The organism is Pseudonocardia sediminis (genome assembly GCF_004217185.1).
In the GTDB taxonomy this organism is placed as follows: domain Bacteria; phylum Actinomycetota; class Actinomycetes; order Mycobacteriales; family Pseudonocardiaceae; genus Pseudonocardia; species Pseudonocardia sediminis.
The window spans coordinates 3,657,912-3,684,247 of record NZ_SHKL01000001.1; the positions used below are offsets into that span (position 1 = coordinate 3,657,912).

At 73.8% G+C, this 26,336-nt stretch carries 18 protein-coding genes; 14 read left to right on the top strand and 4 right to left on the bottom strand.

Going from position 1 to position 26,336, the window contains the following annotated elements; translation table 11 throughout:
• Window positions 1-56: 56 nt before the first annotated feature.
• The 4 genes from meaB to EV383_RS16920 all read right to left on the bottom strand — a co-directional run bounded on the left by meaB (window position 57) and on the right by EV383_RS16920 (window position 6,364).
• Window positions 57-1,040, bottom strand: a complete 984-nt coding sequence (gene meaB, locus EV383_RS16905) for a methylmalonyl Co-A mutase-associated GTPase MeaB (RefSeq protein ID WP_130290807.1) — start codon at window positions 1,038-1,040, stop codon at window positions 57-59.
• Complete coding sequence (gene scpA, locus EV383_RS16910) at window positions 1,040-3,268, bottom strand: methylmalonyl-CoA mutase (protein ID WP_130290808.1); 2,229 nt, start codon at window positions 3,266-3,268, stop codon at window positions 1,040-1,042. Before scpA ends, meaB begins: the two co-directional genes overlap by 1 nt.
• Complete coding sequence (locus EV383_RS16915) at window positions 3,265-5,184, bottom strand: methylmalonyl-CoA mutase family protein (RefSeq protein WP_130290809.1); 1,920 nt, start codon at window positions 5,182-5,184, stop codon at window positions 3,265-3,267. The genes scpA and EV383_RS16915 overlap by 4 nt, the downstream gene beginning before the upstream one ends.
• 61 nt (window positions 5,185-5,245) lie before the next feature.
• On the bottom strand, window positions 5,246-6,364 hold the full coding sequence (locus EV383_RS16920) for an LLM class flavin-dependent oxidoreductase (RefSeq protein ID WP_130290810.1): 1,119 nt from the start codon (window positions 6,362-6,364) through the stop codon (window positions 5,246-5,248).
• A 30-nt stretch (window positions 6,365-6,394) separates the two neighbouring features.
• Here EV383_RS16920 and EV383_RS16925 point away from each other — a divergent pair, with 30 nt between their 5' ends.
• The 14 genes from EV383_RS16925 (at window position 6,395) to EV383_RS16990 (ending at window position 26,335) form a co-directional block, all read left to right on the top strand.
• Entirely contained in the window at window positions 6,395-6,859 is a 465-nt protein-coding gene (locus EV383_RS16925; protein ID WP_423213651.1) for a MarR family winged helix-turn-helix transcriptional regulator, read from the top strand.
• 104 nt (window positions 6,860-6,963) lie between these two features.
• The gene (locus EV383_RS16930; RefSeq protein ID WP_130290811.1) at window positions 6,964-7,806 is read left to right on the top strand and encodes a p-hydroxycinnamoyl CoA hydratase/lyase; all 843 of its coding nucleotides are present in this window, start codon (window positions 6,964-6,966) and stop codon (window positions 7,804-7,806) included.
• A gap of 4 nt (window positions 7,807-7,810) precedes the next feature.
• Window positions 7,811-9,316 (top strand): acyl-CoA synthetase, encoded by a 1,506-nt coding sequence (locus EV383_RS16935; RefSeq protein WP_130290812.1) that lies wholly within the window; start codon window positions 7,811-7,813, stop codon window positions 9,314-9,316.
• Between the two features lie 317 nt (window positions 9,317-9,633).
• A complete protein-coding gene (locus EV383_RS16940) occupies window positions 9,634-10,260 on the top strand; it encodes an ArsR/SmtB family transcription factor (RefSeq protein WP_130290813.1) in 627 nt (208 codons plus the stop codon).
• A complete protein-coding gene (locus EV383_RS16945) occupies window positions 10,257-10,970 on the top strand; it encodes an SRPBCC family protein (protein WP_130290814.1) in 714 nt (237 codons plus the stop codon). Before EV383_RS16940 ends, EV383_RS16945 begins: the two co-directional genes overlap by 4 nt.
• A gap of 127 nt (window positions 10,971-11,097) precedes the next feature.
• Entirely contained in the window at window positions 11,098-11,703 is a 606-nt protein-coding gene (locus EV383_RS16950) for a sulfite oxidase-like oxidoreductase (protein ID WP_130294584.1), read from the top strand.
• Between the two features lies 1 nt (window position 11,704).
• Window positions 11,705-12,427, top strand: a complete 723-nt coding sequence (locus tag EV383_RS16955) for a ferredoxin reductase (RefSeq protein ID WP_130290815.1) — start codon at window positions 11,705-11,707, stop codon at window positions 12,425-12,427.
• Between the two features lie 100 nt (window positions 12,428-12,527).
• Window positions 12,528-13,454 (top strand): alpha/beta hydrolase, encoded by a 927-nt coding sequence (locus EV383_RS16960; RefSeq protein ID WP_130290816.1) that lies wholly within the window; start codon window positions 12,528-12,530, stop codon window positions 13,452-13,454.
• A 164-nt stretch (window positions 13,455-13,618) separates the two neighbouring features.
• Entirely contained in the window at window positions 13,619-14,944 is a 1,326-nt protein-coding gene (locus EV383_RS16965; protein WP_242623150.1) for a heparan-alpha-glucosaminide N-acetyltransferase domain-containing protein, read from the top strand.
• 248 nt (window positions 14,945-15,192) lie between these two features.
• Window positions 15,193-20,103, top strand: a complete 4,911-nt coding sequence (locus tag EV383_RS16970) for a Pls/PosA family non-ribosomal peptide synthetase (RefSeq protein ID WP_242623151.1) — start codon at window positions 15,193-15,195, stop codon at window positions 20,101-20,103.
• Window positions 20,100-20,828: a BPL-N domain-containing protein gene (locus EV383_RS16975; RefSeq protein WP_242623152.1), complete on the top strand. Its 729-nt coding sequence runs from the start codon at window positions 20,100-20,102 to the stop codon at window positions 20,826-20,828. Before EV383_RS16970 ends, EV383_RS16975 begins: the two co-directional genes overlap by 4 nt.
• 1,021 nt (window positions 20,829-21,849) lie before the next feature.
• On the top strand, window positions 21,850-23,277 hold the full coding sequence (locus EV383_RS16980) for a heparan-alpha-glucosaminide N-acetyltransferase domain-containing protein (RefSeq protein ID WP_130294593.1): 1,428 nt from the start codon (window positions 21,850-21,852) through the stop codon (window positions 23,275-23,277).
• A gap of 10 nt (window positions 23,278-23,287) precedes the next feature.
• Window positions 23,288-24,703: a M1 family aminopeptidase gene (locus EV383_RS16985; RefSeq protein WP_130290817.1), complete on the top strand. Its 1,416-nt coding sequence runs from the start codon at window positions 23,288-23,290 to the stop codon at window positions 24,701-24,703.
• A 123-nt stretch (window positions 24,704-24,826) separates the two neighbouring features.
• Window positions 24,827-26,335 (top strand): cytochrome ubiquinol oxidase subunit I, encoded by a 1,509-nt coding sequence (locus tag EV383_RS16990; RefSeq protein WP_130290818.1) that lies wholly within the window; start codon window positions 24,827-24,829, stop codon window positions 26,333-26,335.
• Window position 26,336 lies beyond the last annotated feature (1 nt).

Below are 26,336 nucleotides of genomic sequence, written 5' to 3' on the forward strand. Positions count from 1 at the left end.
TCACCGGTCGTGCGCGGATATCGTCGCCGGAGCAGCGATATCCGCGCACGCGCGCGTCAGCGCAGGACGTCGAGGATCTGCTGGGCGGCCAGGGTCGGGGTGAGGTCGCCGTCGCGGACGTCGCGGGTCAGCCCGGGCAGCTTCTCCTTCAGGTCCGGGTCGGTCATCAGCCGGTCCATCAGGCGGTCGCGGACCATCGCCCACATCCAGTCGACCTGCTGGTCGGCGCGGCGGGTGGCCAGCTCGCCGGCCTCGTCGAGGGCGGCGCGGTGCGCGGTGACCTTGTCCCACACCTTGTCCAGGCCCATCCCGGACTGCGCGCTGCAGGCCAGCACGGGCGGGGTCCAGGCGGAGCTGGTCGGGGTCATCATGTGCAGGGCCCCGGCCAGTTCGCGGGCGGCGGCGCGGGCGTCGCGCTCGTGCGGGCCGTCGGCCTTGTTCACCGCGACGACATCGGCCAGCTCCAGGATCCCCTTCTTGATGCCCTGCAGGGAGTCGCCGGTGCGGGCGATGGTCAGGAACAGGAACGTGTCCACCATCCCGGCGACGGTGATCTCGGACTGCCCGACCCCGACCGTCTCGACGAGGACGACGTCGTAGCCGGCCGCCTCCATCAGGACCATCGTCTCCCGGGTGCGCCGGGCGACGCCGCCGAGCGTGCCGGCGGTCGGCGAGGGCCGGATGAACGCGTTGTCGTCGACGGCCAGGGCCGCCATCCGCGTCTTGTCGCCCAGGATGGAACCCTTGGTCCGGGTCGAGGACGGGTCGACGGCCAGCACGGCGACCCGGTGCCCGGCCGCGGTCAGACGGGTGCCGAGGGCCTCGATGAACGTCGACTTGCCGACGCCGGGGACGCCCGAGATGCCGACCCGCACGGCTGCGCCGGCCTTGGGCGTGACCTCGAGCAGCAGCTCCTGCGCGGCCTGCTGGTGGTCCGGGCGGCTGGACTCGACCAGGGTGATCGCCCGGGCCAGGGTCGCGCGGGAGCCGTCGAGCACGCCCTTGGCCAGGGCCGCGACATCGGGGGTGCGGGGAGCCATCAGTCGGCGAACACGCTCCCGGCCTCGGGTCCGTCCTCGGAGGAGCCGTGACCCAGCGCCGCCGAGAGCTTGCCGAGCAGGTCGGTCGCGGCCTCGGCGATCACGGTGCCCGGCGGGAACACCGCGGCGGCGCCCATGTCGAGGAGCTCCTGGACGTCACCGGGCGGGATCACGCCGCCGACGACGACCATGATGTCCTCGCGACCCAGCTCGGCCAGCTCCGAGCGCAGCTCCGGGAGAAGGGTCAGGTGACCGGCGGCCAGCGAGCTGGCTCCGACCACGTGCACGTCGGACTCGACGGCCTGGCGCGCGACCTCGCCCGGGGTCTGGAACAGCGGGCCCACGTCGACGTCGAAGCCGATGTCGGCGAACGCCGTCGAGATGACCTTCTGGCCGCGGTCGTGGCCGTCCTGGCCCATCTTCGCGACCAGGATCCGGGGCTGGCGTCCCTCGTGTTCGGCGAACTCGGCCACCAGCTCGCGGGCCCGGTCGATCGCCGGGCTCTGCCCGGCCTCCTTGGAGTACACGCCGGAGATGATCCTGATCTGCCCGGAGTGCCGCCTGAACACCTTCTCCAGCGCGTCGGAGATCTCCCCCACGGTGGCCTTCGCGCGGGCGGCGTCCACGGCCAGGGCCAGCAGGTTCTGGTCGTCGTTGCGCGACGAGCCCTCGCCGATCTTCTCGGCGGCGTTCGTCAGGGCGCGCAGGGCGTCGTCGGTGGCGCGGTCGTCGCGCTCGGCACGGAGCTTCTGCAGCTTCTCGATCTGCTCGCGGCGCACCGTGGAGTTGTCGACCTTGCGGACGTCGACGGCCTCGTCGACGTCGACGACGTACTTGTTCATGCCGATCACCGGCTGGCGGCCCGAGTCGATCCGCGCCTGGGTGCGGGCGGCGGCCTCCTCGACGCGCATCTTCGGGATGCCGGCGTCGATCGCCTGCGCCATCCCGCCGGCCTTCTCGACCTCGTCGATGTGCGCCCACGCGCGTCGCGCCAGGTCGTAGGTCAGGCGCTCGACGTAGTAGCTGCCGCCCCACGGGTCGACGACGTTCGTGGTGCCCGATTCCTGCTGCAGCAGCAGCTGGGTGTTGCGCGCGATCCGGGCGGAGAAGTCCGTCGGCAGCGCCAGCGCCTCGTCGAGGGCGTTGGTGTGCAGGGACTGGGTGTGGCCCTGGGTCGCGGCCATCGCCTCGACGCAGGTGCGGACGACGTTGTTGTAGACGTCCTGCGCGGTCAGCGACCAGCCCGAGGTCTGCGAGTGCGTGCGCAGCGAGAGCGACTTCGGGTTCTGCGGCTCGAAGCGCTGCACGAGCTTCGACCAGAGCAGGCGCGCGGCCCGCATCTTCGCGACCTCCATGAAGAAGTTCATGCCGATCGCCCAGAAGAAGCTCAGGCGCGGCGCGAACTTGTCGACCTCCATGCCCGCGTCGATGCCCGCGCGCAGGTACTCGACGCCGTCGGCCAGGGTGTAGGCCAGCTCCAGGTCGGCGGTCGCCCCCGCCTCCTGGATGTGGTAGCCGGAGATCGAGATCGAGTTGAACTTCGGCATCTCCCGCGAGGTGTAGCTGAAGATGTCGGAGATGATCTGCATCGACGGCTGCGGCGGGTAGATGTAGGTGTTGCGGACCATGAACTCCTTGAGGATGTCGTTCTGGATCGTCCCCGTGAGCTTGTCCGGCGTCACCCCCTGCTCCTCGGCCGCGACGATGTAGAGCGCGAGCACCGGCAGGACGGCGCCGTTCATGGTCATCGACACCGACATCTTGTCCAGCGGGATGCCGTCGAAGAGCTGGCGCATGTCGAGGATCGAGTCGATCGCGACGCCCGCCATGCCGACGTCGCCGCCGACGCGCGGGTGGTCGGAGTCGTAGCCGCGGTGCGTGGCCAGGTCGAACGCGATCGACAGGCCCTTCTGCCCGGCGGCGAGGTTGCGCCGGTAGAACGCGTTGGACTCGGCCGCGGTGGAGAACCCGGCGTACTGGCGCACCGTCCACGGCTGGTTGGTGTACATCGTGGCGTAGGGCCCGCGCAGGTACGGGGTGATGCCCGGGTAGGTGCGCAGGAAGTCCAGGTCGGCGACGTCACCGGGGACGTAGAGCGGCTTGACGCCGATCCCCTCGGGGGCCTCCCAGGTCGGCGGGGTGTCCGCGCCGCCCAGGGCGGCGGCCCAGTCGGTGCCGGGCGCTTTGTCCGAGGCGAGCGGGACGCCGGTGAAGTCGGGGATGCTCATGCCTGTGCCTCCAGAGCGGCGTACACGTCGTCGATGACGGCCAGGGCGTCGCACCCGGCGTAGAGGTACCCGTCGACGCCGGGGACCTCCTCGGCCGGACGTCCCGCCAGCAGGATGCGCGTGGCACCGGCCTCGCGCAGGGCGGCGGCGGTGTCGGCGGCGCGCTCGTCGTAGAGCTTGTCGGTCGAACACAGCACCGCGACCGTGCTCGGCGACTCGCGGAAGGCCGTCGCGACCTCCTCGGCGGACTCGGTCGCGCCGGCCTCCGGGGCGTCGAGCCCACCGGCCTGCAGCAGGTTGCGGGCGAACCCGGCGCGGGCGGTGTAGGCCGCCAGCGGGCCCAGCGTGGCGAGGAACGCCGACGGGCGCTCCCCCTTGTCGGCCAGGATCTCGTCGGAGCGGTCCCGGTGGTGCTCGTAGGCCTCCGACGGCCGGTAGAGCGGCAGCCCGCCGCGCTCGATCGCCTCCGGCAGCGGGGTCCGCTCGACCAGGCGCTCGTCGAGGTTCGGGAACTCGCTGACGCCGGTGAGCGGCGCCGTCCGGTGGGCGACGGCCTGCTCGCGCCCGGCCCGGACCTCGGCCGTCCTCCGTGCGACGAGCCCGGAGTCGAGCGCGGCGACGACGCCACCGGCGCCCTCGATCTCCTGGAAGAACGCCCAGGCCGTCGTCGCGAGGTCGTCGGTGAGGTGCTCGACGTACCAGGAGCCACCGGCGGGGTCGATCACCTGCGCCAGGTGCGACTCCTCGATCAGCAGCGCCTGGGTGTTGCGCGCGACCCGGCGGGAGAACGGCTCGGACTCCCCGATCGCGACGTCGAACGGCGGGACGGTGACGGCGTCCGCGCCCCCGACGCCCGCGGCGAACCCGGCGACGGTGCCGCGCAGCATGTTGACCCACGGGTCGCGGCGGCTGAACAGGGTCGGCGGGACTACGGCGTGCTGGGTCTGGGGGACGTCGGTGGTCCCGGACGCCTCCAGCACCCGCGCCCAGAGACGGCGTGCGGCGCGCAGCTTCGCGATCGTCGGGAACTGCTCGGGCGTGGCCGCATAGCGGAACTCGAGCAGGCTCGCCGCGGCGGCGACGTCCAGGCCGGCGGCGGTCAGCGCGCGCAGGTAGGCGACGCCGGAGGCGAGGGAGAAGCCCAGCTCCTGGGCGTCCGAGCCGCCGGTCTCCTGGACCGGGGTGGCGTCCACGACGACGGCCTTGACCAGCGGGAAGTCGTTCGCGACGCGACGGGCGATCGCCACCACGGAGTCGACGTCCGGACCGTTGCCGGCGCGGGCGCGCAGGCCGATCGGGTCGAGACCGAGCGTGCCCAGCAGGGCCGAGTCCTCGATACCGCGCTCGGCGGCGAGCGCCAGGTAGGCCTCCGCGGCCTCGGCCGCCTGCTCCCCCGCGTCCAGCACGACGGGCGCCAGGTCGAGGTAGACGTCCGCGAGCACGGACCCGATCTCCTCGACCGGCACGCCGGCGTCACCGGCGGTGAGCCAGACCGAGTTGACGCCGTTCTCCAGGTCGCCCATGACGGCGTCCTTCACGGCGGCGGGGTCGGTGCCGGCGTGGCGCTGGCGAATGTCCCAGCCCTCGGCGACGTGCCCGGCGGCGCGGGAGCCCCGGGTGAACGGCCAGGCGCCGGGGACGCCGGTCCCCGGGAGGTCCTCGACGTCCTCGGCGGCGTAGAGCGGCGCGACGCGGATCCCGTCCGGGCTGGTGCGGGAGAGCTTCTGCACGCCGGCACCGAGCAGCGCGTCCTCGCGGATGCGGCCGGACTTGTGGACGATCTGGTCGACGGCGTCGAGCCACTGGTCCCGGGAGGTGGCGGCGAACTCGCCGGCCAGCACCAGGTTCTCGGGCTCGACCGGGCCGTCCTGATCGGCCCCGCCCTCGGACGTGCCGGTGGTCTGGGTGGTCGCCATCGCATCTCCTCACCGGCCCACGGGCGGCCGCTCCGTCTTCTCCCGTGGAGTTGCGGGGAGTCTAGTGAGCGCCGTTCGGCCCCGGCAGCGCCTGTGGTGTGACCCGCACGCCGTGTGACGCATCCGACGGTCGAGGGCGGTACGCCGTGTGCCCGCCGGGGTCCCCGACCGGCTCGCGCCCGGGCAGGTACGGCAGCACCTCGGCGCCGAGGCGGGCGATGTTCTCGGCGGTGCGGGCCGGGTCGCCGGTGCAGTCGACGAGCAGCACGACGTGGTCGATCCCGGTCGTCGCCGCGGTCTCGGTCAGGCGGGCGATCGCGTGCCCGGCGTCGCCGACCGGGTGCAGCCGGCACAGGAGCTCGGTGTACTCCCGCGGGTCGCGCGGGGTCCGGGGCGCGCCGTCGAGCCGGACGTACCCGGCGAGACCGGGCTCGAGCCAGCGCGGCAGCGACGCCCGCACCACGGTCCGAGCGCGGGCGGCGGTGTCCTCGACGTGCGCGATCCCGGCGGACAGGTGCATCCGCGGCGGTCCGCCCGCGTCGCTGTAGGCGGCGGTGAACCGGGCCTTCTCCTCGTCGTCGGCGTGCATCCCGAGCAGCATCGGCAGGCCGCGTCGGGCCGCGGCCGCGATCCCGGACGTCGACGTCGCGGCCAGCACCGGCGCCACCCCGCCGTGCGTCGTGCCGGGCCGCGGCGCGGGCGTCACCGGCACCTCGCGGAAGCGGAAGCGTTCCCCGTCCGCGGCGACGCTCGGGCCGTCCAGCGTGGCCAGCAGCAGGTCCAGCGACTCGGCGAACCCGGCCTCGCCGTGCCGGTCGGCGCCGGTGGCGAACACCTCCAGGTCCACCCAGGGCCCGCCACGTCCGACGCCGAGCCGGAACCGCCCGCCGGAGACCTGGTCGAGCAGCAGCGCCTGCTCGGCCAGCGCGACCGGGTGCACGGTCGGCAGCACGCTGACCGCGGTGCCGACGGTGATCCGCCGGGTGGCGCCGAGCAGGTAGCCGGCCAGCGTGACCGCGGACGGGCACAGGCCGTAGGTCATGAAGTGGTGCTCGGCGACCCACACGTCGTCGAAACCGGCCTCCTCGGCCGCGACCGCGGCGTCCACCGAGGCCCGCAGGACGGCCGCGTGGTCCCGTCCGGGGAAACCTCCGGGCAACAGGAACGTCCCGACCTTCACTCCGCCACCCCTGCCCCTACGCTGCCCCTCGTGCCCGCCACGTTCAGCCACACGCCGTCGACGCTGTACATGGTCAAGCAGTTGGAGCTGGCGATCCGCGCCGTGCTCGACGACGTGCTCCGCCCGTACGGCATCACCGCCCCGCAGTACACGGCACTGACGGCGCTCGCGGCGCGCGACGGTCTGACCTCGGCCCAGCTGGCCCGGCGCTCGTTCGTCACCCCGCAGACGATGCACGAGCAGGTGATCACCCTGGAACGGGCGGGGCTGGTCTCCCGGGACAAGGACGCCACCAACCGCCGCATCCTGCTGATCCACCTGACCCCGCTTGGACGGGAGCGGATGCGTGCCTGCGCGGGCGTCGTCTCCGAGCTCGAAGGCCTGGTCGAGGGCGTGATGAGCCCCGAGGAGCTGACGGCGTTCCGCGACCGCCTCGAACGCGCCCACCAGGCCGTCGCGCCGGTGGCCCGCGGGACCGCGGCGCCGACCGCGTGAGGCGGACCGGACGGGACGGGGGTTGCAGGACCGATCTTCTCCGGTAATCATCAGGTAACCTGATAACAACTGGGATCGAAGAACGAGAGATCTGGGGTCGCCCGATGACCGGTACCCGCACCGTCGGCGAGTTCGCCACCGTCCGCGTCGAGATCGATGACGACGGCATCGGCTGGCTGTTCTTCGCCCGCCCCGAGAAGCGCAACGCGATGAGCCCGACGCTGAACCGGGAGATGATCGCGGCGCTGGAGATCCTGGAGGCCGAGGACGGTGCCCGCGCGGTCGTGCTGACCGGGGACGGCGACGCGTGGTCGGCCGGGATGGACCTGCAGGAGTACTTCCGCGAGGTCGACGCCGGCCCGCCGCACGTCGAGGTCCGGGCGCGGCGCGACTCCGCGGAATGGCAGTGGCGACGCCTGATCCACTTCTCGAAGCCGACGATCGCGATGGTCAACGGCTGGTGCTTCGGCGGGGCGTTCACCCCACTCGTGTGCTGCGACCTGGCGATCGCCGCCGACGACGCGACGTTCGGCCTGTCCGAGGTCAACTGGGGCATCCCGCCGGGCGGCCTGGTCAGCCGCGCGCTGGCCGAGACCGTCTCCTCGCGCGACGCCCTGTGGTTCATCATGACCGGCGAGACGTTCGACGGCCGCCGCGCCGCGCAGATGCGGCTGATCAACGAGTCGGTCCCGGCCGAGCGGCTGCGCGAGCGGACGGTCGAGGTCGCCCGCAAGCTCGCCGGGATGAACACCCACGTGCTCCGCGCGGCGAAGGTCGGGTTCAAGAAGGCCCAGACGATGTCCTGGGACGAGGCCGAGGACTACCTCTACGCCAAGCTGGACGCCACGACCGGGCACGATCCGGAGCGCGGCAAGGAACAGGGCCTGACCCAGTTCCTCGACGACAAGACCCTGCGCCCCGGGCTGGGCGCCTACGAGCGGAGCTGAGCGCGTGCGCGACCAGGGGCTGGGTTCGTGGCTGCATCGCAGGGCCCGGACCTGCGCCGAGCGTCCGGCGTGGTCCGGTGACGGCCCGGACGGGCAGCGGTTCACCTACGCCGAGGCCGCGGCCCGCTGTGACCGGCTCGCGCACGGGCTCCGGTCGCTCGGGGTCGAGCGCGGGGACCGGGTCGCCTACCTCGGACCCAACCACCCGTCGTTCCTGGAGACGCTGTTCGCGACGGCGGCGCTCGGCGCGGTGTTCGTACCGCTGAACTTCCGGCTCACGACGTCCGAGCTGGCCCATCTGGTGGAGGACTCCGGCACCCGGGTGCTCGTCGCCGCGGACGGGTTCGCCGACGCCGACCTCGCGGTGGAGACCGTCGTCGACCCCGTCCGGTACGCCGCGCTGGTGTCCGGTCCGGTTCAGGCGGCGGAGCAGGGGCCGGTCGACGAGCCGGTGTCCCTCGACGACCCGGCGGTGATCCTCTACACCTCCGGCACGACGGGCCGCCCCAAGGGAGCCGTGCTGACCCACGGCAACCTGACGTGGAACTCGGTCAACGTCCTGCTCGACGTCGACATCCGCGTCGACGAGAAGGCGCTGGTCTACACGCCGCTGTTCCACTCGGCGGCGCTCGGGATGGTGTCGCTGCCGGTGCTGCTGCGCGGCGGGGAGCTGGCGCTGTGCTCGGCGTTCGACCCCGAGACGGTGCTGCGCCGGATCTCCGACGAGGGCGTCACGCTGATGTTCGGCGTCCCCGCGACCTACGACGCCGTCGCCGCCCGCCCGGAGTTCGCCGGCGCGGACCTGTCCCGGATGCGGACCCTGCTCTGCGGCGGCGCGCCCGTCCCGGCGTCGACGATCCGTACCTGGCTGGCCCGCGACCTGGTGTTCCTGCAGGGCTACGGCATGACCGAGGCCTCCCCCGGCGTGCTGTTGCTCGACGCCGCGCACGCCCAGAGCAAGGCCGGCTCGGCCGGGGTGCCGCACTTCTTCACCGACGTCCGGGTCGCCGGCCCGGACGGTGCCTCGGTCTCCCCGGGGGATCGCGGCGAGGTCCTGGTCGCCGGCCCGCACGTGATGGACGGCTACTGGCAACGGCCCGAGGCCACCGCCGAGGTACTCGACGGTGAGGGCTGGTTCCACTCCGGCGACGTCGCGACCGTCGACGACGACGGCTACGTCCGGATCGTCGACCGGATCAAGGACATGATCATCTCGGGTGGGGAGAACGTGTACCCGGCCGAGGTGGAGAGCGCGATCCACGACTTCCCCGGCGTCGCCGAGTGCGCGGTCGTCGGGATGCCCGACGAGCGGTGGGGCGAGGTCGGCCGCGCCGTCGTCGTTCCGTCACCCGGCGCGGAGGTCGACCCCGAGGCGCTCCTGGCGTTCCTGCGCGAACGCCTGGCCGGGTACAAGGTCCCCCGCTCGGTCGTCTTCAGCGGCGCCCTCCCCCGCACCCCGTCGGGCAAGATCCGCAAACGCGACGTCGCCGCCTCCCAGCGCAGCACCTGACCGACGCCTGCACGAGAGCCCCGTTCGCGTGTCCAGGTTGGACGAGGGCTCCGTACGTGCATGGCCACCTCTGGATGAGCCACGGCTCCAGCTGTGCAAGAGCTGCTTTCGCGCCTCCGGGATGGACGACAGCTCCTTTCGCGCACTCCTCGGTGGAGCGGGGTGCGGGTTGCTCCACGTGTGGCCGGCCCGGGTGGGCGCCCCTCCGGCTAGACGAGAGCTCCGTTCGTGCGCCCCGGTGGGACGACGGCTCCGTTCGTGCGACCGACAGGTTTCACTTTCTTGACAGTCCGTCCTTTCGGTGGGAACTTTCTCCCGTGCAGCAGACGGCGGTCATCTCCGATCCGGCGGTCGCAGCCGTGGCGCTGGACCCGGTGCGGGCGCGGATGCTCCGGGCGTTGACCGAGCCGGGATCGGCGACCACGCTGGCGCCGGTCCTCGGGCTGAGTCGCCAGAACGTCAACCACCACCTGCGGGCGCTCGAGTCACACGGGCTCGTCCAGCTCGTGGAGGAACGGCGACGGGGCAACATGACCGAGCGGGTGATGCAGGCCGTGGCCGGGGCGTTCGTCGTGTCGCCGCAGGCCTGGGCCCTGCTGGCGCCGGACCCGGACCGCAGCCCGGACCGTCTCTCCGCGCAGTGGCTGCTCGCGCTCGGCGCCCGGCTGGTCCGCGACGTCGGGAACCTGATCACCGGCGCCGACCGGGCCGGCCAGCGGGTCGCGACGTTCGCGGTGGACGGAGAGATCCGCTTCGCCTCCCCCGAGCGCCGGGCCGAGTTCACCCGCGAGCTGGCCGACGCCGTCGCCGGGCTCGTCGCCCGTTACCACGACGAGAACGCCGAGGGCGGGCGTCCACACCGGCTCGTCGTCGGCCTGCACCCCACCGTCGCCGCCGCGGACACGACCGCCGGCACCCCCACCGACACGGAGGACCCCCGATGAGTCACGAGTTCGACATCCGGACCTCGGTCGCCCTGCCGGCGACACCCGAGCAGGTCTGGCAGGCCGTCGCGACGCCGGAGGGGCAGGCCGCGTGGTTCATGGCCGTCCCGGCCGAGCCCGGCGCCGACCCGTCGACCGCGCCGGGCGTCGAGGTATGGGAGCCGCCGCACCGGCTGCTGGTCCGCCCGACACCGACGATGGCCACCGAGTTCCTGATCGACGCCGCCGACGGCGGCACCGCGGTCCTGCGCTTCGTGCACAGCGGCGTCATGGACGTCCCGGACGCACCCGAGGGCTGGGGTGACGAGTTCGACGCCATGACCCGCGCCGGCTGGGACCAGTACTTCGCGACCCTGCAGGCCTATCTCACCCATTTCCCCGGCCGGGCCGCGACCTACGGCGAGGCGGAAGCCTCCGGAGGGTCCGGCGGCGAGGTGTGGGAGCGGATCCGGGACACGTTGGGCCGCCCGGACGCCCCCGGCGGCACGGCCACGATCGACCTGGGCGGACGGACGGTCACCGGCGAGATCGACTACGTCACCGGGAAGTTCCTGGGCCTGCGCACCGACCGCGCCCTGATCCGCTTCCACGAGCGGTCCGCGATCGGCATGCCCGTCGCCGTCTCCCACCACGACTACGCCGGCGCCGCGCCCGAGGCCCTGTCGGAGGCCTGGCGCGTATGGCTCTCCGCCCCGGTCACGGCGGGTTGAGCCGCGGGGTGAGATGACGTCCATCGCGCTGCGCGGACGGCCCGGCGCCACCCACGTCATCTCACCCGTGATCGACTTCTCGGCGGGGCCCGGGAACAGGACGGGCCGCCCCGGCGCTGAGGTGGACATGCCACCGGTCACGCGAGGCTTCGTCGGACGCCGCACCCGCGACAAGCGCCTGCCACCCGGGCAGTACGACGTCGGCGGACAGTGGCCCGTGCTCACCGCGGAGCGCGCCCCGCACCTGGACACCAGCCGCTGGACGTTCACGATCGAGGGCCTGGTCGAGCGCGAGACCCAGTGGACGTGGGACGAGATCCGCGCGCTACCCGACGAGCGCTGGGACGGCGACATCCACTGCGTCACCACCTGGACGAAGTTCGGGATGCGCTTCGACGGCGTCTCGGTGGACACCCTGCTCGACAGCGCCCGACCGCGACCTGAGGCGACACACGTCGTCGCGCACTCGCACAGCGGCTACACGACGAACCTCCCGCTCGCCGACGTCACGGGCGGGAAGGCCTGGGTCGTCTGGAACGCCGAGGGCTCGCCGCTGACCCGCGAGCACGGCGGCCCGGCCCGGCTCCTGGTCCCGCACCTGTACTTCTGGAAGAGCGTCAAGTGGGTCGCCGGGCTGCGCGTCGCCGACCACGACGAGCCCGGCTTCTGGGAGCGCAACGGCTACCACGACCGCGGCGACCCCTGGTCCGAGCAGCGCTTCCAGGGCGACTGACGTGGGCGCCCCCGACACGACGTCGCGGCGGACCCTGCGCTGGCAGCTCGCCACCGTCACCGGCATCCGCGACGAGGCCCCCGGCGTCAGGACGTTCCGTCTCGCCCTACAGGACGTCAGCGCCCACCTGCCCGGGCAGTACTACGTGCTGCGCCTGACCGCCGAGGACGGCTACACCGCGCAGCGCTCGTACTCCGTCGCCTCCGCACCCGACGGCACGGCGACGATCGAGCTCACCGTCGAACGTCTCGACGACGGCGAGGTCTCGGAGTTCCTGCACGACGTCGTCGTCCCCGGCGACATCCTGGAGGTCCGTGGCCCGGTCGGCGGCTGGTTCGCCTGGGACGGCGGCTCCCCCGCGCTGCTCGTCGGCGGCGGGTCCGGGATGGTGCCGCTGGCCGCGATGCTGCGCCACGCCCGCGCGCTCGGACGCCCCGACCTCGTCCGGATGCTGGTCTCGGTCCGCACCCCGGAGTCCCTGTTCTACGGCGACGAGCTCACCGGTCCGCAGGTCTCGGTCGTGCACACCCGCACCGCCCCGGACGGCGCGACCCGCCCCGCCGGGCGCCTGACGATCGACGACGTCGCGCCGCTCGTGCGCGGCGGCGAGACCGCCTATGTGTGCGGCTCACCGGCGTTCGCCGACGCCGCCGCGGAGCTGCTGGTCGAGGCCGGGGTCGCGCCGGAGTCGATCCGCGTCGAGCAGTTCGGCCCCACCGGCTGACCCCTCGTGTGCGGATGTCGTCGCCGGGGCGGTGATATCCGCGCACGGGGACGGAGTGCGGCAGGATGTGGCGCCCCAGGGACGAACAGATGGAGTGCCGATGACCGCCACCCCGGACGAGACCGGATTCGACAGCCACGGCGTGCGGTGCGCCGCCTGGCACCTACGGGCGCGGTCCGAGGCGCTCACCGGTCCCCGCGGCCGCCCGTGCGTGGTGATGGGCCACGGGTTCGGGGCGACGCGCGACGCCGGACTGCTCCCGTTCGCCGAGCGCTTCGCCGACGCCGGGGCCGACGTCCTGGTCTTCGACTACCGCGGCTACGGCACCAGCGACGGCGACCTGCGCCAGGAGGTCAACCACCTGCGCCACCGGCAGGACTACCACTCCGCGATCGCGCACGCCCGCGGTCTGGACGGGGTCGACCGGGAGCGGATCGTGCTCTGGGGCAGCTCCTACTCCGGCGGGCACGTGGTGCCGGTCGCGGCGAAGGACGGGCAGGTCGCGGCCGTCATCTCCCAGGGTGCGGCGATGGACGGGCTCGCCGCCCTGCTGGAGATCGCCCGCTACGCCGGGATCGGGCAGCTGCTCAAGCTCACCGGGCACGGGCTGCGGGACTTCGCCGGTGCCCTGCTGGGCCGCGAGCCGCACCGGATCCCGGTCGTCGGCCCGCCCGGGTCGCTGGCCGCGATCACCGCCGACGACGCCGAGACCGGCTACCGCTCGATCATGGGACCGACGTTCCGCAACGAGATGTGCGCCCGCGGCGCGGTCATCATCCCGTTGAACCGCCCGGTCACGGCCGCGCCGAAGCTGCGCGCGCCGATCTTCCTGGTGGTCGCCGACCGGGACAACATCGCGCCGCCGTCCGCGGTCCGTGCCGTGGCCGCGAAGGCCGGGGCGGGCTCGGAGGTGCTGGAGCTGTCCTGCGGGCACTTCGACATCTACTCGGGCGAGATGTTCGAGCGCTCCGCCGCGGCCCAGGTCGACTTCCTCACCCGGACGCTGGCGGTCACCGCCGACGCGTGACGGGTGTTCGTCACGTCACCATGATCGCTTTCACGTGACCGATCGCGTGTGGTCACCCGGTTCAGCGGCAACTGACCGGGTGACCCCCCGTCCCGAGGGCTCCGACCTGCAGCCGGTCCCCGGCGCGGCCGGGCCCGGGCGGGACCCGACGCGCGAGGAGATCCGTGAGCGACACCGCCGACCCGACCGCCCGGCCCGGGACCGGCACCGCGCCGCCCGGCGGCCCGGACCGGCCGACCTCGACGCGGCGCCCACGCATCGGCGGGGTGGACGCCGCCCGCGGCGTCGCGCTGCTCGGCATGATCGCCGCGCACGCGCTGCTCGAGGTCACCGACGACGGCGCCCCGACGGCGAACTACCTGATCGTCGGCGGACGCGCGGCGGCCCTGTTCGCCGTGCTGGCCGGCGTCGCGATCGCGTTCATGACCGGTCGCGCGCGGGTCCGGCCCGGCCCGGACGCGCGCGGGGCCACGGCGACGCTGCTCACCCGCGCCGCCGTGCTCCTGGTGCTCGGCCTGGCCCTGGGCTGGACGGACACGGGCGTCGCCGCGGTGATCCTGCCGTACTACGCGATCATGTTCGTGCTGGCCGTGCCGCTGGTCCTGCTGCCGACCCGGGCGCTCGTCGTCCTCGGATCCGCGATCGCGGTGGTAGTCCCGGTGCTGTCCCAGCTCGTCCGTCCGGGCCTGCCGACCCCGCTGCTGGAGAACCCGTCGTTCGCCCAGGTGGTGCAGGACCCGCTGGGGCTGCTGTCCGAACTGGCGCTCACGGGCTACTACCCGGCCCTGCCCTGGACGGCCTACGTCTGCGCGGGCATCGTGGTCGGTCGCCTGGACCTGTCCTCGGTCCGTACGGCATGGCGGCTGCTGGCCGGCGGCGCACTGGCCGCGCTCGTGGTGACGGGGCTGTCCTGGCTGGTGCTGGGCCCGTTCGGGGGTCTGGACCGGATCGCCGACGCCACCTCGCCGGACGAGCTGTCGACCGCCCCGACCGTCGCCGGCTACGTGATCGCCTCGCCCGAGGGGACCACGCCGACCGACACCTGGTGGTGGCTCACGGCCGTCTCGCCGCACTCGGCGTCGCCGCCGGACCTGATCGCGACGACGGGCTCCGCGCTGGCCGTGATCGGCGCCGCGCTGCTGCTCGGGCACGCCGCCCGCCGCGGAGCGGGCCGGATCCTGAACCTCGCACTGGTCCCCCTCGCCGCCGCGGGCAGCATGACGCTGACGCTCTACACGGCGTCGATCCTGTTCATGAACTCGCCGCTGGACACGTTCGACCCCGTACCCGGCTACCTGCTGCAGGTCGTGGTCGCGCTGGCGTTCGGGCTCGCGTGGGCGCGGATCATCGGCCGGGGCCCGGTGGAAGCCGTCGTGTCCCGGCTCGCGCACGCCGCTCGCGACCGCGCCAGGACCGGCGCCCGGACGGCGGGCGGGTCGCTCGGCCGGACGGGTGGCACCGGTCGGCACCGCTCGGGCCGGAGGCCGTGACGGTCACGCAAAGAAGTACGCTACGTCACAACGGTCCGCTCAGACCCTGCACCGCGTAACACTTCTGCGTGGTCAACGATAACATTCGTGACACAGAGTCGTGACCGGAGCTGCTCCCCCTCCGCGTAGTCACACCGAGATCCGTCCTGCGGTTCTCCCGGTGCTGCCCGCAGGGTGAAGTCTGTCCGCAGGTGGCCAGCCGGCCTCCGCTCCGGTCGCCCGTCGGTCGGAGAGGAGTAGCGGCGCCCGTGGTTCTGTCCCCACCCCGCGCTCGTTCGAACGGACGTACGTTCCGGCGCCCGGTCCCGGCGGCCCCGGTCCGGCCCGCCCCCCGGCCGGACCGGCTGCACCGCTTCTTCGAGGCCTCCGTCGCGCGCCGTCCCGACGCCGTCGCCCTGCAGGACGGCGCGCTCGAGCTGACCTACCTCGAGCTCGACGCGCGCGCGAACCAGCTCGCACGCCACCTGCTCGCGCGCGGGCTCCGCCCCGGCGGCCGGGTGGGGATCCTGCTCAACCGGTCCTGGCGCACCTACGCCGTGCTGCTCGCCGCGCTCAAGGCCGGCGCCGCGTTCGTGCCGATCGACCCGGCCGCACCGCCGGACCGCGTCGACTACATCCGTTCTGACGCCTCGCTCGACCTGCTCGTCACCACCTCCGACCTGGCCGAGGAGCTGGAGCAGGACGGCCTGGTCCTGCTCGACCACGCCGTGGAGGACGTCCTCGGGCAGGCGCGGCACCCGCTGCCCCCGCCCACGGGCCCGCAGGCCCCGCTCTGCTACGTGATCTACACGTCCGGGTCGAGCGGGCGTCCCAAGGGCGTCGCGGTCTCGCACCCGAGCATCTGCAACTTCGTCGACGTGATCACCGAGGTCTACGACGTCCGGTCGCACGACCGCGTCTACCAGGGCATGACGATCTCGTTCGACTTCTCCATCGAGGAGATCTGGACGACGTTCGCCGCCGGCGCCACGCTGATCGTCGGGCCCACCGACTCGCGGCGGATCGGCGCCGAGCTGGGTGACTTCCTGCACGACACCGGCGTCACCGTGTTCTGCTGCGTGCCCACGCTGCTCGCCACGATCCCCCGCGAGCTGCCGCACCTGCGCACGCTGATGGTCGGCGGCGAGGCCTGCAACGCCGGGCTCGTCGAGCGCTGGGCCCGCCCCGGCCGCCGGATGCTCAACACCTACGGGCCGACCGAGGCCACCGTCACCGCGACCTGGGGCGAGCTGCTCCCGGGCCGTCCGGTCACGATCGGCCGGCCCGTCCCCACCTACTCCGTGGTGATCCTCGACGACGCCTGCGTCGAAGTGCCCTACGGCGAGGTCGGCGAGATCTGCATCGGCGGGCCCGGCGTCGCCGACGGCTACGTCAACCTGCCGGAGAAGACCGCCGACCGGTTCATCACCCACCCCGCCGCCCCGGCCAACGGCGACGGGCGCCTCTACCGCACCGGTGACCTCGGACGTTTCGACGACGAGGGCGAGATCGTCTACCTCGGCCGCGCCGACGACGAGGTCAAGATCCGCGGGCACCGCGTCGACCTCGGCGAGATCGAGAACGTCGCGCTGGAGGACCCGGCCGTCGAGAGCTCGGTCGCCTCGCTGTCGAAGACCGAGACCTCCGAGGAGCTCGCGGTCTACGTGACGCTGGCGGCGGAGGCGATCGGGGGCGACGAGCCGGCTCTGGTCGCGCGCCTGCACGAGCTGCTGCGCACCCGGCTGCCGGAGTACATGGTCCCCGGCTACATCGACGTCCTGGAGTCGCTGCCCACGCAGGTCAGCGGCAAGGTCGACCGCTCCAAGCTGCCCGCCCCGCGCGGGCCGCGGATCATGACCAGCGCCGGGCCCACCGTCGCGCCGGAGACGGCGCTGGAGACCCGCGTCCGCGACGTCATGGCCGAGGCGCTGGGCCTGGAGCCCGCGCAGGTCTCGGTCACCGCCGACTTCTTCGACGAGCTGGGCGGGCACTCGCTGCTCGCCGCCCGCGTCGTGACGCTGCTGCGCCGGTACGAGGTCGGGCGCAGCCCGGCCGTGCGCGACCTCTACGACAACCCGACCATCCGCGGCCTCGCCGGGGTCCTGGACACCGCGGCCGAGCCGGACGGCAGCGTCCCGCCCCCGCCGCGCCGCGAGCCGCTGCGTCACCCGACGCTGCGCTACGCCACGGCCGGCTACGTCCAGAGCGCCGTGCTGTTCGTGCTGCTGCTGGTGATGACGCTGCCCGCGGCCGGGGTCTACGCCTACCACGAGGGCCGGGTCGCCCCCGACGTCCTGGCCGAGCTCGCACTCGGCGCCACGGCGATCTACCTGCTGCAGCGATGGGTGCTCGCGCCGATCGCGGTGCGCGCTCTCGGCACCGGGATCAGGCCCGGGTACCACCGGATGTGGGGGTCGGTGCACCTGCGGCTGTGGGCCTCCGAGCTCATGCTGTCGATGTCGCCGCTGCCGTTCCTCTCCGGCGGCCCGCTCGCCGCGACGTACCTGCGGATACTCGGTGCCCGCGTCGGCCACGACACCCACCTCGGGACGTCGGTGGTGTCGCTGCCGTCGCTGGTACGGATCGGCGACGGCGCGACCGTCGGCTACGGCGCCGCGCTGCGCCCGTGGACGGTGCAGGACGGCTGGATCGTCGTCGCACCGGTCACGATCGGCGCCCGGGCGCACGTCGGCGGGAACTGCGTGGTCGAGCCCGGCGCGCTCGTCGGCGCGGACGCGGTGATGGGCGAGCAGTCGTCGGTGGCCCGCGACCAGGTGATCCCGGACGGCGAGCACTGGGCCGGGTCGCCGTCGGTGCCCGACCCGGCCGACGCCGCCGTCGCCGAGCTCACCGAGGCCGGACCGGCCCCGACCTGGACCCGCCCGCAGCTCGCCGCCGCGGCGGCCGGGGCGGCGGCGCTGGAGCTCATCTCCGTGGTGAGCCTGCTGCCGGCGGTCCTGCTGGTGTGGGGCTCGCTGCTGTTCTTCGGCGAGGGTCTCGCGCTGCTCGCCGCGGTACTGGTCGGACCGGTGTTCGTGCTGACCGTCTGCGTGGTCGTCGCGGTGGGGCGGCGGATCGTCGCCCCGCGCACCGGGCCGGGCGTGTTCCCGGCACGGTCCGCGGTGGGCCTGCGCAAGTGGTTCGGCGACAAGCTGCTCGAGATGAGCCTGCTCTACACGAACTCGCTCTACTCGACGCTCTACACCGTCGGATGGCTGCGGCTGCTCGGCGCGCGGATCGGGCGCGGCGCGGAGGTCTCCACCGCCTCGCACATCGACCCGGAGATGCTCACGATCGAGCAGGGCTCCTTCGTCGCCGACATGGCGAGCCTGGGCAGCGCCACGTTCCACAACGGCTGGATGGTGCGTCGTCCCACCCTGGTCGGGCGGCGTGCGTTCGTCGGCAACGCCGCGGTCGTCCCGGCCGGCACCCGTCTCGGCGACGACTCGTTGATCGGTGTGGCCACGGTGCCCCCGATCGCGGGCGTCCCCGGCGACAGCACCTGGCTCGGCTCCCCGGCGATGAACCTGCCGGTCCGGCAGGACAGCGGCGACTTCGACGAGTCGACGACGTTCCGCCCGCCCCGGTACAAGGTCGCCGAGCGGCTGGGGATCGAGTTCCTGCGGGCGACCCTGCCCGCCTCGATGATCTCGGTGTCGCTCTATCTGTTCCTCTACGGCCTGTCCGGGATGGCCCGCAGCACGCCGTGGTGGGCGACGGTCCTGGTCGCGCCACTGCTCGCGGTCGGCACCGGGCTGGCGCTGCTGCTCATGGTGGCGGCCGTGAAGTGGGTGGTCGTCGGTACCTACCGGCCGCGTACCGAGCCGCTCTGGAGCCGGTTCGTGCGCCGCTCGGAGTTCGTCACCGGTCTCTACGAGGCCGCGGCCGTGCCCGGGCTGCTGATGATGCTGGTCGGCACGCCGATGCTGCCGCCCGCGCTGCGGCTGCTCGGCTGCCGGATCGGGCGCCGCACCTACGTCGGCACCACCTACATGACCGAGTACGACCTGGTCGACATCGGCGACGACGTGACGATCGGACGGGACGTCTCGCTGCAGACGCACCTGTTCGAGGACCGCGTCATGAAGATGTCGACGGTGCGGATCGAGAACGGCGCCAGCGTCGGTGACCGGGCGATCGTGCTCTACGACGCCGTCGTCGGCACCGGGGTGGCGCTCGACGCCCTGTCGCTGGTGATGAAGGGCGAGCATCTCCCGCCCGGGACGCGCTGGCGCGGGATCACCGCCCAGCCCGTCACCGAGGCCGCGCCCGACGCGGTCCCCGCCCTCACCGCCGCGGCGGACCCCGTGGATCCGGCCGCGGCCGCCGCCACGACGGCGATCCCCCAGGTCCGTCGACCGGTCCCCGCCGCCGCGGACGTCCCGGACCCCCGGTTCGCCGACGTGGAGCGGACGACCGTGATGACGCAGGTCCGTCCGGACGCGAGCGGTGTCCTGGCCGCGGCCGACGTCGGCCGGACGATGCGCATCCGGTCGGTGCACGCCACCGGCGAGGCCCGCGTGCTGCGCCGTCCCGGGACGTCCGCCGGTACCGCCCGCCCGGAGGACACCGACGGGGCGTCCGACGGCGCCCGACCGGTGCACGGTCCCCCGGCCGGTCACCGTGCCGGCCCGGGCCGGGCGGACGCCCGTCCCTCCGACACCGGCAGCCGCCCCACGCCGCCGGCGCCGATCTTCGACCCGGGTCTGCCCGCACAGCGGGAGCCGCAGACCACCGCGGAACCGACGACCCGCATGTCGTCGGTCCGTCCGTCGCCGGGTCCGGCGAGCGGTCCCGCTCCGGCGCCGCGAGCGTCGTCCAACGGGCCGCTCGGGCCGAGGGAGACCGGTCCGCGCCCGGCCGTGTCCGACCGGCCTGCACCGAACAGGCCCTCGCCGAACAGGCCCGCACCGAACAGGCCCGCACCGAATGGGCCTGCAGCGAACGGGCCCGCAGCGAACGGGCCCGCAGCGAACGGGCCCGCAGCGAACGGGGTCGTGCCCGACCGGACCGTGCCGCAGCAGGCCGGCCGGCACCAGACGGGCCCGAACCGAGCCGTCGTCGCGGGGCCGGACGCCGACGGGACGACCCGTCTGCCGACGGTGCCGCGCCCGTCGGGATCGACGTCCGGCCGGCACCGCCGGCCCACGCCGGGGCCCGCCGACGGAGAAGGCCGGTGAGCGGGCTCGTCGACCGGGTCCTCGGGCTGTTCGGCGGCCGTGCCGACGCGACGCCGGCACGCCGTCCGGGCGCTCCACTGGCCCTGGTCTACCGGGGTCCGGCGGCGAGGCCGGAGGGCTGCTCCGAGGCCGTCGCCGCGCTGCTGGCGGCGAGCCGGCACGGGTTCGACGTCCGCTACGTCGGCCCCGACGAGGACCTCCCGCTCACCGCGGAGACCCTGGCCGGTGCCGCGCTCTACGCCCAGCCGGGCGGCGGGACGCTCTCGCACGCCTACAAGAAGCTGCGCCACCAGCGCGGGATCATCCGCGACCACGTCGCGGGCGGCGGCCGCTACCTGGGCTTCTGCCTCGGCGGCTACCTCGCCGGCGCGACGCCGGGATTCGGCCTGCTGCCCGGCGACACCGACCGCTACATCGACTCCCCCGGCGCCACCGTCGACGACGACGAGGACACGCTCGTCGGGGTGTCCTGGCGGGGCCGCGAGCGCACCCTGTTCTTCCAGGACGGGCCGCACTTCCTGCTCGAACGCGACGCCCGGGTCTCGGTGCTGGGCCGCTACCCGAACGGGACGGTGGCGGCGCTCGTCGCCCCCTTCGGCGCCGGGCGGGTCGGCGTCGTCGGCCCGCACCCCGAGGCCACCGCCGACTGGTTCGGCGACGCCCGGCTACCGATGCACGACGCCCGTGACCTCGGCCTCGAACTGATCGACACGGTGATGTCGTGAGGCCCCGAACGACGACGACGATGGCAGGTGAGGTCGGATCGTGAGCCGCCCGCACGAGCACCCCTCCGGCCGGCACCGCAACACCAGCGGTTCCGGATCGACCGAGGGGTCCTCGTCGACGCCCGGACCGGGCCTGCGGCCCGGTGGCCGCGTCGGCAGGCCGGCGACCCACTCGGCCCGCCGCCGCACGCCCGGCACGCGTCCCGCGCCGCCCCGCAACGACGGCCCGTCCGAGCCGGAGGGCACCGGACCCCGGCAGCAGCCCGGCACCGGTGGACGTCGCCGTCGCCCCGAGGGTGAACCGGCCCCGGAGCTCCCCACCCGTTCCGTCGAGGACTCGGCGCCCCGGCACCGTGTCGCGGGCGAGCCGGAGGGCTCCCTTCGCGACGAGCAGGTCCCGACAGCCCGGGACGGATCGGCGCCCGTCACCAGGGCGGCGCCCGTCAACGGATCGGTGCCCGTGAACGGGGCGCCCGTGAACGGGGCGCCCCTCGACGGGGCTGTCCCCGTCACCGGAGCGGCGACCGGCGAATCGGTCCGGGGCTTCGGCACAGGCACGTCCGGTCCCCTCCCCACCCGTCCGGCGGCGAACGGCGCCGCCCACGCGGCTCCCTCGCGGTCCCGCCCGGTCCCGACGCCCCCGGAGCAGGTCCGGACGGACGCTCCGTTCCCGGACGTCGAACGCACCCGCGCCGTCACCCCGGCCCCGATCCCGCCCCGCCGTCCGGCCCCGCCGCGCCCGGGCGTCGACGGTCCGCCGCGCCCGGGCGTGACCGACTCCCCCACGTCAGCGCTCGCCGACCCGGCCACCGTTCGTCGAGACCCCGCGGCCACCGCCCGTCAGGACTCCGGGACCGCTCACGGTCAGGACCCCGCGGGTACGGGCCGTCAGGATCCCGGAGCCACGGGCCGTCGTCCGGCGCTCCCGTCCCCTCGCCGGGAGCTCCCCGCCGACCGGCGGCCCGCCGGCGCCACGACCGCCCTGCACGGCCCCGGCCCGGACACCGCCGTCGGGGCCCCGGTGCGGGACGAACCGGCTCCGGCGGCCGTCCCGGCTCCGCGACCGGAGACCCGTCCGGCCGGAGCCCGCCCGGCCGAGGCCCGCCCGGCTGCGGCGAGCGCGACGGCGACGCCCGGCCGCGACACGCCGGTCCGGACCGACGAGAGCGCCGCGTCGCGCCTGATCGGTGTCGACGTCGCCCGTGGCCTCGCGCTGTTCGGCATCATCGCCGTGCACGCCCTCGTCGAGGGCAACGAGGACGGCTCGCCGGCCACCAACTACCTGGTCTTCGGCGGCCGGTCGGCGGCGCTGTTCGCGCTGCTCGCCGGCGTCGCGTTCGCGTTCATGACCCGCCGGCGACGGGTCCGGCCCGGTGCCGACCTCACCGCCGCCGCGGCGACCCTGGCGACCCGCGCCGGGCTCCTGCTGGTCGTCGGCCTGGCCCTGGGCTGGACCGACCCGGAGATCGCGGCGGTGATCCTGCCGTACTACGCGATCATGTTCCTGCTCGCGATACCCCTGGTCCTGCTCCCGACCGGGGTGCTCGCCGGGCTGACCGTCGTGCTCGCGGGCGGGCTCCCGGTGCTCTCGGCGCTCCTGCGGCCCGCGCTGCCCGTCCCGACGCTGGACAACCCGCACCTCGGCGACATCTTCAGCGACCCGCTGGGCCTGCTCAGCGAGCTGACGTTCACCGGGGCCTACCCCGCCCTGACCTGGGTCACCTACCTCTGTGCCGGGATCGCGGTCGGGCGTCTGCGGCTCTCGTCGATCCGCACGGCGCTCGGCCTGCTGGGCGGCGGCGCCGCGGCGGCGCTGGCCGCGACCGGGGCGTCCTGGTACCTGCTCGGCGCGATGGGCGGGTACGCCCGGATCGCCGCCGTCACCCCGCCCGCCCAGCTCGAGACGGCACCCACGATCGTCGACTTCGTGAACGCCTCCCCCGACGGCGTCACCCCGACGACGACCTGGTGGTGGATGGCGACGATCGCGCCGCACTCGGGGACCCCGCTCGACCTGGTCCAGACGATCGGCTCGGCGCTGGGTGTGCTCGGGCTGGCGCTGCTGCTCACGCACGTCCCCGGACGGCTGATCGGGTACGTGCTGCGCCCGGTCGCCGCGGCCGGCTCGATGACGCTGACGCTCTACACGCTCTCGCTGCTCTACATGAACTCCGGCCTGGACGACTTCGACCCGGTGCCGGGCTACGTGTTCCAGGTCGTCGCCGCGATGCTGATCGGCGTGGCGTGGAAGCGCGCCGTCGGACGGGGCCCGCTGGAGGCCGCGGTGTCGATGCTCTCGCACGCCGCCCGGGACCGTGTCCGCCGCGGGCGCGGTGACCGGGGGCGCGGTGACCGGGGGCGATCGGGGAAGCGACGTGACGGACGCGATCGGGTGGAGACGCCCGGCGCGTCCCGCGCGCCGGTCCGCGTGGGGGACGACCGACATTAGCCTCCGGAACATGATCGACTTCGGTGTGCGGCAGCGTGCCCTGGTCGGGGTCCTGGTCCTGCTGGCCGTCGTGGCCGGTTGCGGAGCGGGAACCTCAGCCGTCGAGCCGGCACAGCCGTGGCCCGGGCGCCCCGTCGTCGACGCCTCCCTCGACCTCGCCCCGGACCTGTCCTCGGTGACCGGCACCGAGTCCGTCCTGTTCACCCCCGACCAGCAGATCTGCGAGGTCGTGTTCCGGAACTGGGCGAACCGGCCGACGACCGTGTCCGACGGCACGACGTCGCGGATCACGCGGGCCGCCGTCAACGGCAACCCGGTCACCCCGCGGACCGAGCAGGCCGGTGCCCCTGCGGGCGCTCCGGGCACGCTCGTCGAGCTGCCCCTGCCGTCCTGCGTCCCGGCCGGGACGCCGGTGCGCGCCGAGGTCGGTTTCACGGTCACGCTCGGCGCCGACTCGACCGAGCGGATCGGGTACTCCCCCGGCGCCCGGACGGCCTGGCTCGGCTCCGTCCTGCCGCTGCTGGCCTGGGTGCGCGGGCAGGGCTGGGTCCGCGACCCGGCCGTCCGCATGTCCGGCGAGACCGTGACCAGCGAGGACTTCTCGCTCAACGCACTGGAGGTCACCGCCGCGACCGACCAGACGGTCGTCGGCACCGGGACCGCGGCCGGCACCAGCGCCGCCGGACCCGGCCGCACGACCCACCTGTTCACCGCCGACGCGATCCGCGACGTCGCGGTGGCCGCCGGCGACTACGCGATCACCGAGGCGAGTGCCGGGGCCACCAGGGTCCATGTCGCGGTCCCGCGGACCGGGGTGCGGGCCTCGGCTCAGGACTGGGCCGCGGAGGTCGAGAAGCAGCTCGCCCGCCTGGAGGACCTGCTCGGGCCCCACCCCTACCCGGACCTGTGGCTGACCATCGTGCCGACCCAGAGCGACGGCGTGGAGTTCCCGACGCACCTGCAGTTCGGTGACGTCGGCGCCCGGACCCGCCCGTCGCTGGTCGCCCACGAGCTCGCGCACTCCTGGTTCTACTCGCTCGTGGGCAACAACCAGGCGCGCGACCCGTGGCTCGACGAGTCGTTCGCGACCTGGGCCCAGGCGATCGCCGCCGGGCAGCAGGACCTGTACCGGATCCGGAACTTCGGCCCCGGTGAGGTCGCCGGCCCGATCGGCGCACCGATGTCGTTCTGGGACGCCAACGGGGGCTTCCGGGCCCTGACCGACGGCGTCTACGACCAGGGTGCGGCCGCGCTGCTCGACGGTCGCGAGCGCGTCGGGGCGGACCGTTTCGACGCCGCGATGCGCGCCTACGTCGCCACCAACGCGCACCGCGTGGTCACCCCCGCCGACGTGGAGGCGGCCTTCCGGGACCTGCCCGAGGTCCTCGACGTCCTGCGCTCGCACGGCGCGTTCCGCAACCCCTGAACTGCCCTTTCTCCCGGATGGACGGGACGTGTCGCGCGGCACGTCGCCACCGACTTCTACGTGGTGTAGAACTACTACTGGATGTAGAAGTTCGCCGAGCAGCACCTCTGGGGGACGGCCGCGATGGACCCGCTCGATCTCGCGCGATGGCAGTTCGGCATCACGACGATCTACCACTTCCTGTTCGTCCCGCTCACGATCGGCCTCTCGGTCATCGTGGCCTCGCTGCAGACCGCGTGGGTGCGGACGGGCCGCGAGGACTACCTGCGTGCGACCAAGTTCTTCGGGAAGCTCTTCCTGATCAACTTCGCGATGGGCGTCGTGACCGGGATCGTGCAGGAGTTCCAGTTCGGGATGAACTGGAGCGCCTACTCGACGTTCGTCGGTGACGTCTTCGGCGCCCCGCTGGCGATGGAGGCGCTGCTCGCGTTCTTCCTGGAGTCGACGTTCATCGGGCTCTGGATCTTCGGCTGGGACCGGCTCGGCAGGCGCGTGCACCTGGCCTGCATCTGGGCCGCCGCGATCGGGTCGAACCTGTCGGCCTACTTCATCCTCGCCGCGAACGCCTGGATGCGGCACCCGGTCGGCTTCGAGACCGACCCGGTGACCGGCCGGGCCCGCCTGACCGACATCTGGGCCGTCCTGGGCAACGACCAGGCCTGGTCGACCTACCTGCACGTGGTCTCGGCCGCGTTCGTCATCGCCGGGCTGTTCGTGGCCGCGGTCAGCGCATTCAAGCTGATGCGCGAGCGGTGGCCGCGGCGTGGCGAGACGGCACCGCACGAGAGCGAGCACGGCATGTTCCGGCGCACGCTGCGGGCCGGTTTCCTGGTCACCGCCATCGCCGGTGCACTGCTCGCGATCTCGGGCGACCACCAGGCCAAGCTCGCCGCGACCTACGAGCCGATGAAGCTCGCCGGTGCGGAGGCGCTCTGGGAGACCGAGGAGGGCGCCGGGTTCTCGCTGTTCGCCGTCGGTGACATCGAGGGCAGCCGCAACCACATCAACGTCCAGATCCCCTCGGTGCTGAGCTTCCTGGCCACCGGCGACCTCGGCGGCACCGTGCAGGGCATCAACAACGTGCAGGCCCAGTACGAGCAGATGTACGGGCCCGGCGACTACCGGCCGAACATCGCCGTCCTGTACTGGTCGTTCCGGCTGATGATCGGCCTGGGCATGACCGGTGTCGCGGTGTCGGTGCTGGGCCTGTGGCTGACCCGCCGCGGGCGTCTCCCCGGCTGGGGTGACGCCGCCGGTGGTGCCCGGTGGGCGTGGGCGCACCGCTGGATGTACCGGATCGTCGTCCTCGCCCTGCCGGCCGCGCTGACCGCGAACATCTTCGGCTGGGTGCTCACCGAGATGGGACGCCAGCCGTGGACGGTGCACGGCGAGCTCCTGACGGCGGCGAGCGTCTCCCCCGGCGTCAGCCTGACCGAGGTCGCGATCTCCCTCGCCGCGTTCACCGCGCTCTACGGGGTACTCGCCGTCGTCGAGTTCCGGCTGCTGCTGCGCTACGTCAAGGCCGGTCCGGGGCACGTCATGCCCTACCTCGACGGCCCGCCCGACGACCACGCCGACGACGGCAGCCCGGCTCCGCAGCGCGACGACCGCGCCCCCGCCTTCACCTACTAGG

Bases quoted from the DNA above. Each gene is read 5' to 3' on its own strand.
- meaB (WP_130290807.1), bottom strand. From the start codon at position 1,040: ATGGCTCCCCGCACCCCCGATGTCGCGGCCCTGGCCAAGGGCGTGCTC.
- EV383_RS16960 (WP_130290816.1), top strand. From the start codon at position 12,528: ATGACCGCCACCCCGGACGAGACCGGATTCGACAGCCACGGCGTGCGG.
- EV383_RS16985 (WP_130290817.1), top strand. From the start codon at position 23,288: ATGATCGACTTCGGTGTGCGGCAGCGTGCCCTGGTCGGGGTCCTGGTC.
- EV383_RS16945 (WP_130290814.1), top strand. From the start codon at position 10,257: ATGAGTCACGAGTTCGACATCCGGACCTCGGTCGCCCTGCCGGCGACA.
- EV383_RS16915 (WP_130290809.1), bottom strand. From the start codon at position 5,184: ATGGCGACCACCCAGACCACCGGCACGTCCGAGGGCGGGGCCGATCAG.
- EV383_RS16930 (WP_130290811.1), top strand. From the start codon at position 6,964: ATGACCGGTACCCGCACCGTCGGCGAGTTCGCCACCGTCCGCGTCGAG.
- EV383_RS16950 (WP_130294584.1), top strand. From the start codon at position 11,098: ATGCCACCGGTCACGCGAGGCTTCGTCGGACGCCGCACCCGCGACAAG.
- EV383_RS16990 (WP_130290818.1), top strand. From the start codon at position 24,827: ATGGACCCGCTCGATCTCGCGCGATGGCAGTTCGGCATCACGACGATC.
- scpA (WP_130290808.1), bottom strand. From the start codon at position 3,268: ATGAGCATCCCCGACTTCACCGGCGTCCCGCTCGCCTCGGACAAAGCG.